Consider the following 17,646-nt stretch of genomic DNA (forward strand, 5'->3'; position numbering starts at 1 on the left):
TTCATATAAAAAACCTGTTTCATTTGTTTGAAGCAGGTTTTTTTTATCTTTAATTTTTTAAATGGAATTATGAGAAAAATATTAAATATTGCTTTAGGTGTTCTATTGGTTGGTTGTGGAGTTAATAAAAAAACAGCTCATCCAGTCTTATCAGCTAATGAAATAAATAAGAATGAAATTCAAGAATCTCAGGTATTACAAGGAACTAATTCAAATATAGGAATTCAAGAGTCTTCAATTAAGTTAAGTTTAGAATATTTAGCTTCTGATGCCCTTGAAGGTAGAAATACAGGAAGCAAAGGTATCGAGAAAGCCGCTGTTTTCATCGAAAATGTTTTCAAAAAGAGTGCTATAAAACCTTATTTTGAAACATATCGGGATACTTTTAATGTTAAAGATATTATAGGATATAATGTGGTTGGTTATATTGAAGGCCATGACCCAGACTTAAAAAAAGAATTTGTAATCCTAGGAGGGCATTACGATCATATTGGAACCGCTAAAGAAGTGAATGGTGATGTGATTGCCAATGGCGCCAATGATGATGCTTCGGGTACAGTCGCAGTTTTAGAATGGGCTAAATACTTTGCTAAAACTAAAAGTAATAAGCGAAGCATTTTATTCACTTTATATGCAGCCGAAGAAATGGGTTTAAAAGGGTCTGGACATTTGGCAGCTCGTTTAAAAAAGGAAAACTTAAACGTTTATACCATGATTAATTTTGAAATGATTGGTGTGCCAAGAGCCGAAAATGAAACGATGGCATATATTACGGGTTATAATATGTCTAACATGGCAGAAAAGCTAAATAGCTATGCTAATACTGAAATAGTTGGGTTTTTACCAAAAGCTAAGGAGTATAATTTATTTAAGCGCTCGGATAATTATCCGTTTTATGAGGCTTTTGAAATTCCAGCACAAGCCATCTCTACGTTCGATTTTACTAATTTTGATTATTACCATCATGTGGATGATGAAGCTGATAAAATGGACTTTAAACACATGACTAGTTTTATAAATAAAATGATTCCTGCTTTGGAAGGGATGGTGAATGCATCAACAAAAGAAATAAAATTACACAATGAGTAAAAACATCATTATTACAGGAACCAGCCGTGGTATTGGGTTTGAGTTAGTGAAGTTATTCGCGAAACAAGGACATCAAGTATTAGCGCTTTCGCGGAATAACATGCCTGTTGATATTCTTGAACTAAAAAATGTAACGACGTTTTCATTCGATTTAGGGAATAAAGAAGATTATAAAACAGTTGAAGCTTTCGTAGGAGCCAATTGGCAAGAAGTAGATGTATTGATAAATAATGCTGGAATTCTTATAAATAAACCTTTTTCAGAATTATCTATGATTGATTTTGAAACGGTTTATAAAACCAATGTGTTTGGAGTAGCAGAATTAACCAGAATTGTGTTGCCTTTTATGAAAAAGAGAAGTCATGTTGTTACTATTAGTTCTATGGGAGGTGTACAAGGGAGTGTGAAATTTCCTGGATTGGCAGCATACAGTTCTAGTAAAGCAGCAGTAATTACTTTAACCGAACTATTGGCAGAAGAATATAAGGAAACTGGAATTTCATTTAATGTATTAGCACTTGGAGCTGTACAAACTGAAATGTTAGAAGAAGCATTTCCTGGCTACATAGCATCAACTTCGGCTTTAGAAATGGCGCAGTATATCTTTGATTTTGCGCTTAACGGAAACAAGTATTATAACGGAAAACTTTTGCAGGTTTCCAATTCAACCCCTTAAACTATTATTAAGTTTCTAATTTAACGGAAAAGAAAACCCGAGAGCAAGGGCACCAGAAAATTGTTCTACTGAAGGATGTTCATAATAAGTAAGGGCAATTTCAACCTCATGGTTTCTGCCTAAAGCCAATCCTGTTGCATAAGGCACATGCACCAACAAACTACTATCTTTTTGTAAGTTGTGGGTGTGTATGTTTCAAAGGTGCCCACAGAAGCGCCAATGCCAAGCTCAAAAAATGGTGCAACCCAAGGAATGGGTGCGCATATACGTACTTTGCCGCCTATTAGAAAAGCTTTTGATGTAACTTTGTATTCAGATAAGCTAGTATCAGTACCACTCTTACTGGGATTTGTTGATATAAATCCAGCATAAGGTCTTACTCCAAGCCATTTTTTAAAAGCAAAACATATTCTGCTTCGGCAGTAATTGAAAAAAACAAGGTCAAGAGGATAATTATAAAAACACCACGAAAAGTAGAGCCCTTATCATCCTATTTAGAGTAGCAATCATATCATTTTTAAAGTAATTATTATCATTTTTTTTATAAAAAATTTCTTTGCTTCAGTGAAAATTTTTAATTGAAACTTCTGCTAAATTCTGAGTTTTTGTTTTTTTATTCAACGTAAATATATGATACAGAGGCTAATTACTTGGAATGGTTATATCATGCATCTTAAAGATAATAATTTTTAATTGCATGTAACCTATTGATTGTTAGTATTTTTTTTATATTTACATACGTGTATTCTTTCATTATGAATAGCTTATGTTAATAATTTAATCATAATTTTATTTTATTTGCTCTTGTAATAATTATCTTGTTCCTAATTTAAATCTAGTAATAAATTGAATAGAATTTTATGCTTCGTTTTAATAATTTTTTCTCTAACGAAAGTTGAAGCTCAATGTAACGTAGTTGAAACCATAACTGTTTGTGATATGACCGTTATTGATGGAGATAATGATGGCAAACTAGACGGCATTATTAATTTATATGAAGAATACAATGCGCTTCCTGGAGTTACACCTATTTCCACCACCACAGGAACATGGTTTGATCCAAATTTTAATTTCGCGCTGGATGAATCAACAGGAGATTTGTATTTGTGGGATTTAGATTATGCTTCAAAATCACTTACAGATTATCAATTTCAACTTATTGATACGAGCTCTTCATGTCCAGATGGAATATTAGTCACTGTAAATTTGATTTTAGGAGCTTTTAAAGGTTATGCTAGACCTGTTTTGAATATTCAAGATGTGAATTTAGAAGTCTGTGATATTGGTTCTACACCTAAAAGCACCTGTTTTATTTTGCCGGATGTCGACCTTTTTCAAGCTTTAGAATCTGTACCAAGCCCTCACTTAAATGGGGAATGGATTTATGAAGGCAGTAGTCCTAACTTTGTTAGTTTATTGGGGTCAAAATTTACAGTTACAATTCCTTACAGCTCAGGGCCTCCTTTAGTAGATCAAGAGACTTTCGAATTAACGTATAGGATAAGTGGCATGTCACCTTGTGATGTTACTTTGCAAGAAACTACGGTTAATATTTCTGTAACAAGACAAGTGTTTTCTGGATATGGACAGGCTACGCGTATTTGTGAATTGGATATATTGAATGGAAATTATAACGCCAATATTAATTTAAGAGATGATGCCTTTTTGTTGCAAGAAGATACAGAAGGGGTTTGGGCAACAGATCCTTACGGTGAAATAACGTCGCCGAATGATTCTAACATAAATATTAATGATATATATCAGAAAATAATAAATGATAATGGAGTTAGGTTTGGCTGTGCTGAGTTAGAATTTACCTATTCAGTAAAACAACGTTCAGGGGTATGCAGTGATGCAGAATCAAAAGTGTTATTTAAAATATATGAATATTTAAGGCCTTTCGAGCAAAATGACGATGTACTTGAATTTTGCGAAGATGACCCAACAGGACCTACTAGTATAAATTTATATGATCAATTAGAGTTTACGACAGAAGCAGGTGTTTTATTTGATTATTATAATAATAATTTCACTAATTGGAGTCTTGTTTCTGGGCCTTCAAATTTAGGTTTGATTTCTAGTGGTGATTTGGGCTATTCAGCATCAGGAACTATTAATTTACAAAATGCACCCCCTGGTAATTATGTGTTTGAATATGAAGTGTCACCTGGAATTAATTGTCCCAGTGATGGTTTTCTCGCATTTACTTCTGCACCCAATTCATGTGCTCCGGTAATGAATAACTATGGTTTTTGTGATTCGGAATCAGCTCGAGTCGTTTTAACAATACATCCTAAGCTATATGCGGGTGAAGATACTGCTGATTTAGAGTTTTGCGAAACAGCCCCCACCATAGCAAGTCCACTCGATTTATTTACGCTATTAACAACCAATGGTGTTGATGATCCCATTTACAAAGGACCATTGGGTAATTGGGTTGATCTTGCAACAGGAAACAGTATTTCAAACCCAATAACCCTACCTCAAGTAAATGGTCAACAAACATTTAATTACTTGTATAGAACTATAACTTCAAATGATTGTGTAGATACTGCTAATTTATCTTTTACAGTCTTTGAAGCATATCAATCAGGTATAAGTACAGCAGTTGATATTTGCAGTAGTAGTTCCGTATTAAACTTATTTGGTAGCTTAGGAGGAAATCCAAGTACTACCGGAACTTGGTCTGGTCCAAATGGTTATACAACAACAAATCATAATGCGATGTTTGACCCTGCGTCTTCTGATGCTGGTGTTTACACCTATACAGTTCCAAATAATCTTAATGGATTTGGAGATATTATGTGTCCAGGTAATTCGTCAACAGTTACAGTAACACTACATCAAAGCCCGAATGCTGGAAATGGTGGTTTATATGTTGCGTGTCGATCAGACCAACAAATAGATTTAGTCGATTATTTAGATGCTACAGCAGATTCTGGCGGTACTTTTATAGATTTAAATAGTACAAATGCCCTTACAGGGAGCTTGTTAGATGTATCTCAATTAGTGTCAGGTACCTATGATTTTCGATATGAACTACAAGGACATAGCTCTTGTAGTTTAAGTACGGCTATAATTTCAATAATGGTAGAAGAGGTTTCTGTTCCAACCGTAACCAATCAAACATTTTGTGCTAGTGAGGGAGCCACCATTTCAGATCTTCAAGTAAGCAACGGTATTGATTATAATTGGTATGAAACGGCAACATCTACAGATGTGTTGTCGTTTGGAACGGCCTTAATTAATGGCGAGGATTATTATGTGTCTGCACTAGATGCCAATAGTTGTGAATCTCCCAGAGTTCAAATAACAGTAACAATGTTGCCTTTAAGTCATATAAGTTGCGATAGTTGTATAAAAGATGGGATTTCTGTTAATGGTGATGGTGAAAATGATGACTTTGATTTATGTGGTTTGCCAATAACATTTCCAAATTTCGAATTAAATATTTATAACAGATACGGAACTGTTGTTTACAAAGGAAATAAAAACACACCACTTTTTGAGGGTACATCCAACGTCTCATTAACCATTGGAAATAAATTACCATCGGGCGTTTATTTTTATGTGTTCGACCCAAAGGATGGAGTCACCGCTTCTTTTCAAGGCAATTTTTATTTAAGCAGATAACAAGTCGTTTATAGAATGAAAATTAAAATATTTGTAGTATTTATAACTTGTGGTTTATTTGCATACGCCCAGCAAGAACCCCATTATACCCAATACATGTATAACATGAGTATGGTAAATGCTGGCTATATGATGAACGAGCCTGGAATTGTTCAAGTAGGTAGTTTGTATCGTACCCAATGGGTTGGAATAGATGGAGCACCAAAAACGGCTAACCTGTTTGCGAACATTCCTTTAAGTGAAAAAATAGAGCTAGGTGTAAATTATTTAAATGACAATATAGGCGGTAATATCAATCTTAGTGAAAATGTGTTTAATTTAAATGCAGCCTACAAAATCAATCTTAAAAACGATTTGAATCTATCCTTTGGAATCAAAATGGGATTTGATCATTTAAATTTTAGCAGTTTAGGAAGTAACGTGAGTGCAGATCCTCTGTTCCAAAATTCAAATAAAACGGTTGTAAACATTGGAGCTGGGGTCTTTTTGTTTCATGAGAAATATTATGTTGGACTGTCATCTCCCAATCTTATTCCGAGCGATTTTGATATAAATAGTGATGTCTTATACGAAGAGGCATCACATGCATTTTTAATAGGAGGTTACGTATTTGACATCAACAGTGAATTTAAACTAAAACCATCAACAGTCGTGAAGTATGTTGGGGGATCGCCTCTATCGTTTGATCTGTCTGCCAATATGCTTTATATGAATAGGTTTGAATTGGGCGTATCTTATCGATATGAAGATGCTGTTGCAGGGTTGATGGGTATTCATATTACACCAAATTTAAAAGTGGGATACGCTTATGATTTTAATACCAGTAAATTAAAAACGTATAATAATGGAAGTCATGAATTTATAGTGCTCTATAAGTTTGATGTATTAGGTTTGAGTAAAAAATATTCATCTCCAAGATTTTACTAATTATGATGAAAAAAATAGCTTTTATTGTTATAGCGTTGTTTGCCATACAAATATCTTTCGCTCAAAAGAAAACGATAGCAGATCGTTTTTTTGAAAAAGGCGATTATAAGAATGCTGCTAAGTATTATGAAGAAGAACTTGGAAAAGAACGTCATAAAAAAGCTTTAGAAAACATAGCAATATCTTATTATAATATATTTGAATACCGTCTGGCATCACGCTATTTAAATCAACTAGTAAGTGGGAGGTACGGTGAAAAAGATAAAACGTACGATAACCAATATAACTTTAAACTGTATCAAGTATTATCGGCTTTGGGCGATTATGAAGCAGGTTTAGATTATTTTAAATTGTATAAAGAAAATATTTCTGAGGCGTTAAATAAACTTGAATCTATTGAAATTATAGAAGAATTCAAACTTAAAAATCCTGATTATAAAATCTCTAAAGTTCAGTTTAATTCGAATGCATCCGATTTTGGAGCTTTAAGATATAAAGACAGTGTTTATTTTACTTCCGATAGAGATAATAAGCAGTTTTTAAGAAAAACCTATAAGTGGACACATCAATCTTTTTTAGATATTTATGTAACAAAAGTGAACGATAAAAATGATACAATTGGTCATGTATCACCTTTAACAAAAACGATAAATTCTAAACTTCACGAAGGTAATTTCTGCTTTAGTAATGATGGTAACACACTATATGTTTCAAGAAGTAATTACACAAATGGAAAAAAAGAGTTCGATGAAAATTCCAGTAACAACATTCATTTATATAGAAGTGAAAAAATAAATGGGAAATGGAGTGACATGGAAAAATTACCATTCAATAAAAACGGATTTTCCTATCAGCACCCTGCTTTGAGTCCAGATGGTAAGAAGCTCTATTTTTCATCGGATATGGAAGGGGGTTACGGAAGTTTCGACTTGTATTATGTTACTGTAAACGACATAGAGTATGGTAACCCGGTTAATTTAGGCAAGAACATAAATACAAGCAATAGGGAACATTTTCCCTTCATATCACAGGATGGGCATTTGTTTTTTGCATCCAATGGACATTTGGGTTTAGGAATGTTGGATAATTTCGTATCTGAATTAGTAGATGGTGTTTTTGCTAACCCCATAAATTTAGGGGCACCAATTAATTCTCAATACGACGATTTTAACGTAAATTACTATAATACTACTGAAGGCTTCTTTTCTTCCAACAGAAATAAAAAGAGCGATGATATTTTTAAATTTAGTCAAACTGGTGAAATTTTTATTCGAGAATATATTAATGCATTTGAAGTAAGAGATGCCGAAACGAAGCTATTTATTCCTAATACGAAAGTCGTGTTATTGGATAAAAAAGAAAACAAAATTTATAATAATACTTTAGATTCTATTGCCGCTTTTAATGCTAATTTAATAGCAGGTAATTATGAGTTAAAAGCAAGTAATGAAGCTTATTATAAAGGTGAATTGCAGGTTAAGGTTTTAGAAGCACAAGATCAAACACATATTTTGTATTTAAGAAAGCTTCCACCACCACCGCCAATCGACCCGATAGATATTATTATAGAAGAAAAAAATATTGATAAAAAGTTAAAGGAGGAAGATCCCAAACGTTTTGAACTACTTACAGATACTGAAGGGCCACCTGTTGTTGAGAAAGATGGGAAATTATTTTTTCAGTTAGAGCCTATATATTTTGATTTTGATATGTGGAATATTAGAGCAGACTCGAAAAAAATATTAGATGCTTTAGCAGCTAAATTAGAGCGATACCCCAATATTTACTTAAAAATAAGTTCACATACCGATAGTAGGGGTACCGTGCGTTACAATCAAATATTATCTGAAAGACGTGCAGAATCCACAAGAAATTATTTAGCCTTAGAAGGCTTTATTAATGCAAGACGGATGAAATTTGAAGGTTTTGGTGAATTATCACCTATCATACCATGCCCTATGTTAGATTGTACTGATGAAGAACACCAGTTAAATAGGCGCAGTGAATTCGAGATTGTGGAATATTAGTTTAAATTATTTTTTATGAGTAAATACAAATGCATAATTTTCGATTGCGATGGTGTACTGGTTGATAGTGAACCTATAAGTATTCAAATATTAGTAGATATGGCAAATGGCTATGGTGCGAATATTGATTTGGCTTACGGAATGAAGCATTTTAAAGGTAGTTTTTTTGATGCCTGTAAAAATAAAATTGCTCAATTAACGAACAGACCCATACCCGATTCTTTTCAAGAAGATTACAGAAAGCAAAGTTTTGAAGCTTTTAAAAAAAACATGCAACCTGTTAAAGGTGTAAAAAACGTGTTGACTAATTTAAATCTACCTTTTTGTGTTGCTTCCAGTGGACCCGAAGATAAAATCAGGCTTAATTTAGGATTAGCGGGTTTGTTGCCCTATTTCGAAAACAAAATTTTTAGTTGTTATACCATTAATAAATGGAAACCCGACCCAGCCGTGTTTTTATGGGCTGCCGAAACCATGGGTTTTAAACCTAACGAATGTTTGGTAATAGAAGATAGCTTATCGGGTGTTAGAGCGGCAAATGCAGGTGGTTTTGATGTATTCGGTTTTACGGCACATGATTATAATGATGAGCTTAAAAATGAAGCTACTAAAACGTTTGATAGTATGGATGGACTTTTGGAGATGATTTACGTGTCATCATACACCTAAAAGCAATATTCGTTTTTCTTTTATTATCAAGTTAAAGGTTAAAACCCTGCAATTTCATTGCAGTTACTTTAGTTTCTATAAATGTTTTAGTTTTGTTGTATGTCAAACTACCGCAAGAATTCACATTCGATAAGTAATTTAAGTTGTCATTTAGTTTGGGCAACAAAATATCGTTATTCGGTTTTACAGGGAGATATTCAAAATCGCTGTCGAGATTTGTTGATACAGATATGTAATTCTGAGGATGTCCATATTTTAAAGGGTGTTGTGAGCAAAGACCATATTCATATGCACGTTGAGTACCCACCATCATTGAGTGTAAGTGTTTTGGTAAAGAAATTAAAAGGTCGTTCCTCTCGTCTTTTACAACAAGAGTTTCCAAAGTTAAATAAACAGTATTGGGGTCGTCATTTTTGGGCTGTTGGATATGGAGTATGGAGTACAGGCCAAATAACAGATGAGATGGTTCAAGAATATCTTGAGCATCACAAGGATAAGCCCAATACGGAAAAAGGCAACTGGATATTAGAGTAATGATAAGAAAGAATTTCATTCTTTTGCTTAAAACTATGGACTTCCAGTCCATAGTGGTTTATTCATCATTAAGATTAGGTCTAATATTACTAGTAATAAATTTTATCAACGTTAAACGGCTTTAGATTATTCTTCTTATAAAATCAATTCTTTCTACTTTAAAGAATTCCATGTATTTTTGTATTAATGCAAAACAAACTTCAAAATTTTATTTCGCTCCAAGCGGTGCCTCAAGTATTAAAACTTTTGGAACATGACAATTTGTTGGTAAAAATAAAAAACGAACGTAAAACCCGACATGGTGATTATATGCGTTTGCCAAACGGAAAGCATCAAATAACTATCAATTCTAATCTAAATGAATACCGATTTTTAATCACTTTAATTCATGAAGTTGCTCACTTTGAAGCGTACAATAAGTATGGGCGATTTATAAAACCGCATGGCATAGAATGGAAAAAAACCTTTCAACATTTAATGTTGCCATTTTTAAATCCTGAAATTTTTCCCATAGCATTGTTACCGCTTTTAGCCAAACATTTTAAGAACCCCAAAGCCTCTAGTGATAGCGATAGTATCTTAGCATTAGCGTTAAAACAATTTGACGAACCCAATAATAAAACCTTTGTTTTTGAAGTACCTTTAGGACAAACCTTTAAATTATATAATGGTAAAATATACAAAATGGGTGAAAAACGAACCAAACGATTTGAATGTGTTGAGGTTAAAACAGGAAGATTGTATCTTTTTAACCCCAATGCAGAGGTAGAACTAATTCCTGCGAAAGCAGCTGTCTAACAGATGATTATTTGGATTTTAATTTAAAAATTCGTGTATTAGTAGTAAAACAGTAAGAAATAAAAAAATAAGCTCCTCCTTGGAGACAATATTAAAAATATGAAAAATAAAAATTATTATGCCATATTAATGGCAGGTGGCGTGGGTTCACGTTTTTGGCCAGTAAGCACAGAAGCATTTCCAAAGCAGTTTCATGATATGCTAGGAACTGGAGATACACTTTTGCAGAAAACCTTTCAAAGGTTATCACGTTTAATTCCTAAAGAGCATATTTTTATATTAACCAACGAGCGTTATAACGATTTGGTTTTAGAACAATTGCCAGAAGTTACACAGCGACAAGTAGTTTTAGAACCTGCTATGCGTAATACGGCGCCATGTATTTTGTATGCGTCATTAAAAATTCAAAAGGAAAACCCTGATGCTATTATGATAGTAGCACCAAGCGATCATTGGATTGAAGATGAAGCAATATTTACAAAAAATGTAGAACAAGCATTTGAGTTTTGTTCTAAAAACAATGCGTTAATGACGCTAGGTATTCAACCAACATTCCCAAATACAGGTTACGGGTATATTGAGTATGATAAAGCTTCCGCAGAAGACATAAAACCTGTGACTCAGTTTAGAGAAAAACCAGATTATGAAACGGCAAAGCAATTCATTGAACAAGGAAACTTTTTATGGAATGCTGGTATTTTTATGTGGAGTGTAAAAAGTGTGATTGAAGCTTTTCAAAACAGTCAGCCTACTTTATATGCCCTTTTTGAAAATGGAAAAACGGTTTATAATACTGAATTAGAAGCCGATTTTATAAAGGAAAATTATCCAAATGCAGAAAACGTTTCGGTAGATTATGCTATTATGGAAAGCTCTAAAAATGTGTATGTGATTGCAGCAGAATTCGATTGGAATGATTTAGGTACTTGGGGTAGCTTATACGATAAATTAGATAAAGATAGTGTAGGAAATGCAGTGGTGAATGCTAAAACTTTGACCGAAGATGCTTCAGGCAATATGATTAGAACCAAAAAAGATAAAATTGTAGTGGTTGATGGTTTGCAAGATTATATTATAGTAGATAAAGAAGATGTGTTACTTATTTATCCCAAAACCAAAGAACAAGATATTAAAAAAGTACTTCAAAAGGTGAAAGATAAATTCGGCAAGCATCTTGGGTAATTTTATGATTGATTTACAGTAATGGTTTTTAGTGAAAAAATAGGGGATTTATCTATATTCGTGTATTAGTGGCTAATTTTTAAAATAATGGAAGAAAACAAGTCTAATTTTTCTCAAGAAGAAAACAAATTCAATAATGATAAGGCAGTTGATGAGAGTAAAAAAGCCGTAAAACAAGGAGTTATAGGTTTACTAACTAGTGTTAAACGTTTTTTTAAAGATTTATTAGATTTTCGTGAGGACACAGATCGTGATGCAACTATACAAGCCATAAAAAATGATATTCCGTTTAAAGGAGCAACCGCTTGGATTTTAGTTTGTTCTATTTTTGTAGCATCAGTTGGTCTTAATGCCAATTCTACAGCGGTTGTAATTGGAGCCATGTTAATTTCGCCGTTAATGGGACCTATTTTAGGTATAGGTTTATCGGTATCTATTAATGATGTTGATACATTAAAGAAATCATTAATTAATTTTGGTGTGATGATTTTGCTAAGTGTTTTAACGGCATTTTTATTTTTTTGGTTATTTCCATTAAGTGAAGAATCTTCAGAATTATTAGCCAGAACACAACCCGATATTCGCGATGTATTAATTGCTTTTTTTGGTGGTTTAGCCTTAATTATTGCTCGGACCAAAAAAGGCACTATTGCTTCTGTAATTTTCGGTGTTGCCATTGCGACAGCTTTAATGCCACCGTTATGCACTGTCGGTTACGGACTCTCGGTAGCCGTAGATGATGATTTTGGTAAAGGTATGCGGTTTGCCCTTGGTGCTTTATATTTGTTTACCATTAACACCATTTTTATTGCTTTAGCTACGTTTTTAGTTGTAAAAGTTTTAAACTTTCCCATGCTTAAGTATGCCAATTCTGCTAAAAGAAGACTTACGGGTAGAATAGCCACTTTTTTAGCAATAATAGTGATGATACCTGCTATGTGGACTTTTGTAAAAGTGTTAAGTGAAAGTAGATTTGAAAGAGATGCGAGAAATTATATAAATAAAGAATTGAGTGCTCTGCCACATGCGTCTTATATCATAACAAACTCCTCTTATAAATATTCTGATGACGATGAGGTATTATCTTCTATAGAACTCAATACATTTGGGTTGGATGAAATACCGGAGAGTACTATTGCACTCCTTAAAGATAGATTGAAAAATTACGACGCTTTAAAAAATACTAATTTAATTTTTAATCAGAATAAAAGTAAAAATCTTGATAATTTGAAGTATATGGAGCAAATTAGATATCGAGATTCAATAGACATGCTATCGCAATCAGAGAAGATAGTATTTCTTGAAGGGAAGTTAAAGGGGTTAGCGAAGCTTGAAGCGCAACAAATCCCGTTTGATGAGTTAACAAAAGAAGTGAAAATTAACTATGAAGATGTGTCTAGATTAGAATATGCTACCGTAATAACCTCAAACTTTTCTAAAATTGATACTCTTTCGGTTTTTACAATAAAATGGAATAATAAATCTATTAAAGAAGCTGATATTTTAAAGCAACAAAATAAATTAGAACGTTGGTTAAAGCAGCGATTTGATTTAGATAGTTTAATTATTAAACGCGAAAAGTAGCTATGGAGGAAGAAAAATATTCAAAATTATTTACTAGAATTAAAGCTGCTTTTGTTGATGCTTTGGAGCTTATTATCTTAATGTATTCCGCTACAGAAATTTTTAATTTGATTGAAATGATTCCTAATTATATAAGAATATGCGTTTTTGTGTTTTTATTCTTGCTTTACGAACCAATTCTTATTTCTGTGTTCGGGGCTACTGTAGGACACTTTTTTAATGATATTGTTGTTAAGAGGGATGGTGACGAACAAAAAAATGTATTATTTCCTAAGGCAATATTTCGATTTATTTTTAAATTTTTTTTAGGATGGGTTTCTCTTTTAACAATAAGTAGTAATGAAAAAAGAAAAGCTATACATGATTATGTAGGAGGTTCAGTTGTTTTAAATTTTAATAGGATAAAAACTTAATATCCATTATAAAAATGATTTTTTACTGTCTCTCTTCAATATACATTTGGCGTACTTTTTTCATTAATTCAGAAGAATAAACAAAATCGGTTACAACTTCATTGTCCGTTTTAAAAATGGTTTTGTTCGAACCCTCCCAAGCTTTTAAACCATTTTTTAAAAACACTATTTTTTCACCTATTTGCATCACAGAATTCATATCGTGCGAGTTTATTACAGTGGTAATATTATATTCTTCGGTAATTTCTTTGATAAGATTATCTATAACTATAGATGTTTTTGGATCTAAGCCAGAGTTTGGCTCATCACAAAATAAGTATTTAGGTTTATTTACAATAGCTCTGGCAATAGCTACACGTTTTTGCATACCACCCGAAGCTTCACTGGGTTTCTTTTTATGAGCATCTGATAAATTTACACGGTTTAAAACAAAATCCACCCGGTCTTCCATTTCACTTTTACTCTGGTTGGTAAACATTCGGAGTGGGAACATCACATTTTCGGCAATTGTCATGGAGTCAAATAAAGCACTTCCTTGAAATACCATGCCTATTTCACCTCTTAAATTACGTTTTTCATCTTCCGTTAATTGAGATAATATTTTACCATCATACGCAATGCAACCTTCTTCATAGTCAAATAAGCCTAATAAGCATTTTAAAAACACGGTTTTACCTGAGCCACTTTGACCAATAATTAAATTAGTTTTTCCTTTTTCAAACGTAGTACTAATGCCTTTTAAAACTTCAACACCACTAAACGACTTATGTAAATCTTTAACTTCTATCATTAACTTAAAAGCATTTGAGTTAGGAAATAATTTAAAAGAATAATAACCACGCTAGTCCATACAAACGATGTGGTACTTGCTTTTCCTACTTCAAGAGCGCCACCTTTCATGTAATATCCGTGAAAAGCGGGGATAGTGGCTAATATAAAAGCAAAAACAAAGGTTTTTATAAATGCATAGGTAATGTGAAAAGGAATAAAATCTGTTTGTATGCCATAAATATAATCTTCTAACGAGCTAAAACCACCATAAACACAAGCAACCATACCTCCTAAAATACCTAAAAACATACCAATAGCAATCGCAAAAGGGTATAGCATTAAAGCCACTGCTTTTGGGAAAACAAGATAATTTAATGAGTTTATACCCATAACTTCTAAAGCATCAATTTGTTCGGTAACACGCATGGTACCAATACTAGAGGTGATAAAAGATCCTACTTTTCCTGCCATAATTACAGAAGTAAAAGTAGGAGCGAATTCTAATATTACCGATTGTCTGGTAGCAAACCCCACCAAATATTTAGGAATTAGTGGGTTGCTTATGTTTAATGCCGTTTGAATGGTAATAACACCACCCACAAAAAACGATATAAAAGCAATGATGCCTAAGGAACTTATAATTAAATCATCAATGTCCTTAAATATTAACTTTTTCATCACAGACCATTTGGTAGGTTTGCGAAACATTTCAGCAATCATTATAAAATAAGCACCAATATTATGTAGATAGGTCATAATCAATTTTAATAGTGCTAAAGTAAAAAAAAGTTAGAGGTATTTAACTTTAATTTTAAATTAAGATATTTTAAAATCTGTATTTTTGAATCATATTTAATTGTTATGATGAAAAATACCGCTTGCGCCATATTCGCAGTTCTTTTAATTTTTTCGTGTAAAGCCCAAAGTGAAACGATTTCAACTAAAAGTAAAAATTTTAATAGTGAAAAACCAAGGCTTGTTGTTGGTATTGTGGTAGACCAAATGCGTTACGATTATTTAACACGTTTTTACAATAAATACGGAGAAGGTGGTTTTAAACGAATGATGAATGAAGGATTTAATTGCAAAAACAGTCATTATAATTATGTGCCTACTTATACAGGTCCTGGCCATGCTTCGGTTTATACGGGTACCACTCCAAAATATCATGGTATTATTGCTAATGATTGGTATGATAAAGAAATAAAGAAAAGTGTGTATTGTGCAGGTGATGATAGTGTACAATCTGTTGGAGCTGAAACGGAAGATGGACAAATGTCTCCACACCGAATGAAGTCTACAACTTTTTCAGATGAAAACCGTTTATTTACACAAATGCGTGGCAAAACCATAGGGATATCAATAAAAGATAGAGGTGCTATTTTACCTGCGGGTCATACCGCTAATGCGGCGTATTGGTTTTATGGAAAAGATAAAGGAGATTTTATTACTAGTAGTTTTTATATGAATAGTTTGCCTAATTGGGTAAATGAATTTAATAATTCAAATGTGGCAGCTTCTTATTTGAAACCATGGAATACTTTATACGATATTTCAACTTATGTAGAAAGTGGAAGCGATTTGAATGATTTTGAAGGTAGCTTCAAAGGAAAAGAAACAGCAACATTTCCATACGATTTAGCAGCCTTAAAAGATGCAAATGGTGGTTTTGATATTATAAAATCTACAGCATATGGTAATAGTATTGTGGCCGATTTTGCAATAGCAGCGATAAAAGGGGAGCAATTAGGACAAGATGATGATACCGATGTGTTTGCTATAAGTTTTTCAAGTACCGATTATGTTGGGCATAAATTTGGCGTAAATTCTAAAGAAATTGAAGATACCTATATTCGTTTAGATAAAGATTTAGAGCGCATATTTAAAATGTTAGATACAACTGTAGGCAAAGATGCGTATACTGTTTTTTTAACAGCAGATCATGCAGCGGTAGATGTGCCTTCCTATCTGAAAAGTGTTAAAATACCAGCAGGTTACGTGGATACTAAAATTCAAAAAGAAAAACTGAATCAATTCATGGAATCAAGATTTAAATCGTCTAGCTTAATTGAAAGTATAAGTAATAATCAAATATTTTTAGATAGAAATAAAATTAATGAACTTGGTTTAAATTTAGATGATGTTCAACAAGCCATCGTAAATGAAATGATTACTTATAAGTATATTGATAAAGCATATACAGCAACAGTTATGAATTCAACGTCATTTACAACAGGAATTGAAGCATTGCTGCAAAATGGATTTAGCCAAAAACGTTCAGGAGATGTGCTTTTTGTTTATGATGCGGCTTATATTTCATACAGTAAAACAGGTTCTACACACGGGTCTGGTTTTGATTATGATACACACGTGCCCCTTTTATTCTTCGGAAAAGGTATTAAGCATGGTGAAAATTTAAAGAAAACCGAAATCACCGATATTGCTCCCACCATGTCAGCACTTCTAGGAATCAGTTTTCCTAACGGAGCTACAGGGCAACCTTTAGAATTTGTTTTAGATTAGTTTTAATTTGAGTAAAAAAACAAAATATACCTTACTGTCTTTAATAATTGTGTTTGCAGTTTACGGCTACGAGCATTTTCTAAAAGTAGAAGAGCAAGCTGAAGTTGTTGGTGACGGTAAAGAAGTTAAAAATAATACCAACGAATACTTTTTGCCTACAAGTACTACAGGACAAATTGTGCATCATGAAGGCTATTCTCTTTCTTACAGTGAACCACATGAGCAAGCAGAGTGGGTCGCTTACGAGTTAAAAAAATCAGATCTTTCAAATTCAAATTTTAAACGTCCTTATTTTGAAATAGATGCCGCTGTGAAAACGGGAGCGGCTAATTGGCGAAATTATAAAAATTCGGGATACGACCGTGGGCATTTGTGTCCAGCAGCTGATAGAAAGTATAGCCAAGCAGCCCATGACGAAACGTTTTTAACAAGTAATATTACCCCACAAGAACATGCCTTTAATTCTGGAATATGGAATACTTTAGAACAAAAAGTGCGTTATTGGGCAAATAAGTATGATGGCGTTTTTGTTGTTACAGGAGGTGTTTTAAGTGGTAATATGAAAACTATTGGAGATGAAAGCGTAGCTGTGCCTAATCAGTTTTATAAAGTGTTGATTGATATAAATTCGGGAAAAGTAAAAATGATCGCTTTTTTAATGCCTCATGAGAATGTTAGTAAACCTTTGTATGAATTTGTGGTTTCGGTTGATTCTATTGAAAAATTAACTGGCATCGATTTCTTTTCACAATTAGAAGATACCTTAGAAAATAAGTTAGAAGCTTCGAGCAGTTATAAAGAATGGAGTTTCAAATAGTCT

At 32.9% G+C, this 17,646-nt stretch carries 16 protein-coding genes; 14 read left to right on the plus strand and 2 right to left on the minus strand.

Features of this window, described 5'->3' with window-relative positions; genetic code table 11:
• The first annotated feature begins 69 nt into the window (after positions 1-69).
• The 12 genes from QLS71_RS09975 to QLS71_RS10030 all read left to right on the plus strand — a co-directional run bounded on the left by QLS71_RS09975 (position 70) and on the right by QLS71_RS10030 (position 13,532).
• The gene (locus QLS71_RS09975) at positions 70-1,089 is read left to right on the plus strand and encodes a M20/M25/M40 family metallo-hydrolase (protein WP_308990906.1); all 1,020 of its coding nucleotides are present in this window, start codon (positions 70-72) and stop codon (positions 1,087-1,089) included.
• Positions 1,082-1,765 carry an SDR family oxidoreductase gene (locus QLS71_RS09980; protein ID WP_308990905.1) on the plus strand — a complete coding sequence of 228 codons (684 nt, stop codon included), beginning with the start codon at positions 1,082-1,084 and terminating at the stop codon, positions 1,763-1,765. The genes QLS71_RS09975 and QLS71_RS09980 overlap by 8 nt, the downstream gene beginning before the upstream one ends.
• Before the next feature lie 219 nt (positions 1,766-1,984).
• Positions 1,985-2,137: a hypothetical protein gene (locus QLS71_RS09985; protein WP_308990903.1), complete on the plus strand. Its 153-nt coding sequence runs from the start codon at positions 1,985-1,987 to the stop codon at positions 2,135-2,137.
• A 474-nt stretch (positions 2,138-2,611) separates the two neighbouring features.
• On the plus strand, positions 2,612-5,398 hold the full coding sequence (locus QLS71_RS09990; RefSeq protein ID WP_308990902.1) for a gliding motility-associated C-terminal domain-containing protein: 2,787 nt from the start codon (positions 2,612-2,614) through the stop codon (positions 5,396-5,398).
• A gap of 15 nt (positions 5,399-5,413) precedes the next feature.
• Positions 5,414-6,325 (plus strand): type IX secretion system membrane protein PorP/SprF, encoded by a 912-nt coding sequence (locus QLS71_RS09995; RefSeq protein WP_308990901.1) that lies wholly within the window; start codon positions 5,414-5,416, stop codon positions 6,323-6,325.
• 2 nt (positions 6,326-6,327) lie between these two features.
• Positions 6,328-8,352, plus strand: a complete 2,025-nt coding sequence (locus QLS71_RS10000) for an OmpA family protein (RefSeq protein ID WP_308990900.1) — start codon at positions 6,328-6,330, stop codon at positions 8,350-8,352.
• A 15-nt stretch (positions 8,353-8,367) separates the two neighbouring features.
• Complete coding sequence (locus QLS71_RS10005; protein WP_308990899.1) at positions 8,368-9,021, plus strand: HAD family hydrolase; 654 nt, start codon at positions 8,368-8,370, stop codon at positions 9,019-9,021.
• A gap of 99 nt (positions 9,022-9,120) precedes the next feature.
• Positions 9,121-9,555 (plus strand): IS200/IS605 family transposase, encoded by a 435-nt coding sequence (gene tnpA / locus QLS71_RS10010; RefSeq protein WP_308990898.1) that lies wholly within the window; start codon positions 9,121-9,123, stop codon positions 9,553-9,555.
• Positions 9,556-9,741: 186 nt separating this feature from the next.
• Complete coding sequence (locus QLS71_RS10015) at positions 9,742-10,353, plus strand: SprT-like domain-containing protein (RefSeq protein ID WP_308993865.1); 612 nt, start codon at positions 9,742-9,744, stop codon at positions 10,351-10,353.
• A gap of 99 nt (positions 10,354-10,452) precedes the next feature.
• Positions 10,453-11,535 (plus strand): mannose-1-phosphate guanylyltransferase, encoded by a 1,083-nt coding sequence (locus tag QLS71_RS10020; protein ID WP_308993864.1) that lies wholly within the window; start codon positions 10,453-10,455, stop codon positions 11,533-11,535.
• 87 nt (positions 11,536-11,622) lie between these two features.
• Positions 11,623-13,119: a DUF389 domain-containing protein gene (locus tag QLS71_RS10025; RefSeq protein ID WP_308993863.1), complete on the plus strand. Its 1,497-nt coding sequence runs from the start codon at positions 11,623-11,625 to the stop codon at positions 13,117-13,119.
• A gap of 2 nt (positions 13,120-13,121) precedes the next feature.
• Positions 13,122-13,532, plus strand: coding sequence for an RDD family protein (locus QLS71_RS10030; protein ID WP_308993862.1), 411 nt, complete (start codon positions 13,122-13,124; stop codon positions 13,530-13,532).
• A gap of 22 nt (positions 13,533-13,554) precedes the next feature.
• Here the strand turns inward: QLS71_RS10030 and QLS71_RS10035 are convergent, their stop codons facing one another.
• On the minus strand, positions 13,555-14,322 hold the full coding sequence (locus QLS71_RS10035) for an ATP-binding cassette domain-containing protein (protein ID WP_308993861.1): 768 nt from the start codon (positions 14,320-14,322) through the stop codon (positions 13,555-13,557).
• Positions 14,322-15,059 carry an ABC transporter permease gene (locus QLS71_RS10040; RefSeq protein ID WP_308993860.1) on the minus strand — a complete coding sequence of 246 codons (738 nt, stop codon included), beginning with the start codon at positions 15,057-15,059 and terminating at the stop codon, positions 14,322-14,324. Before QLS71_RS10040 ends, QLS71_RS10035 begins: the two co-directional genes overlap by 1 nt.
• Before the next feature lie 105 nt (positions 15,060-15,164).
• Between QLS71_RS10040 and pafA the strand changes: the two genes are divergently transcribed.
• Positions 15,165-16,826: an alkaline phosphatase PafA gene (gene pafA, locus QLS71_RS10045; protein WP_308993859.1), complete on the plus strand. Its 1,662-nt coding sequence runs from the start codon at positions 15,165-15,167 to the stop codon at positions 16,824-16,826.
• 7 nt (positions 16,827-16,833) lie between these two features.
• A complete protein-coding gene (locus QLS71_RS10050; RefSeq protein ID WP_308993858.1) occupies positions 16,834-17,643 on the plus strand; it encodes a DNA/RNA non-specific endonuclease in 810 nt (269 codons plus the stop codon).
• The last annotated feature ends 3 nt before the right edge of the window (positions 17,644-17,646 follow it).

Origin of the sequence: Mariniflexile litorale (assembly GCF_031128465.2) — a bacterium.
GTDB classification, from domain to species: domain Bacteria; phylum Bacteroidota; class Bacteroidia; order Flavobacteriales; family Flavobacteriaceae; genus Mariniflexile; species Mariniflexile litorale.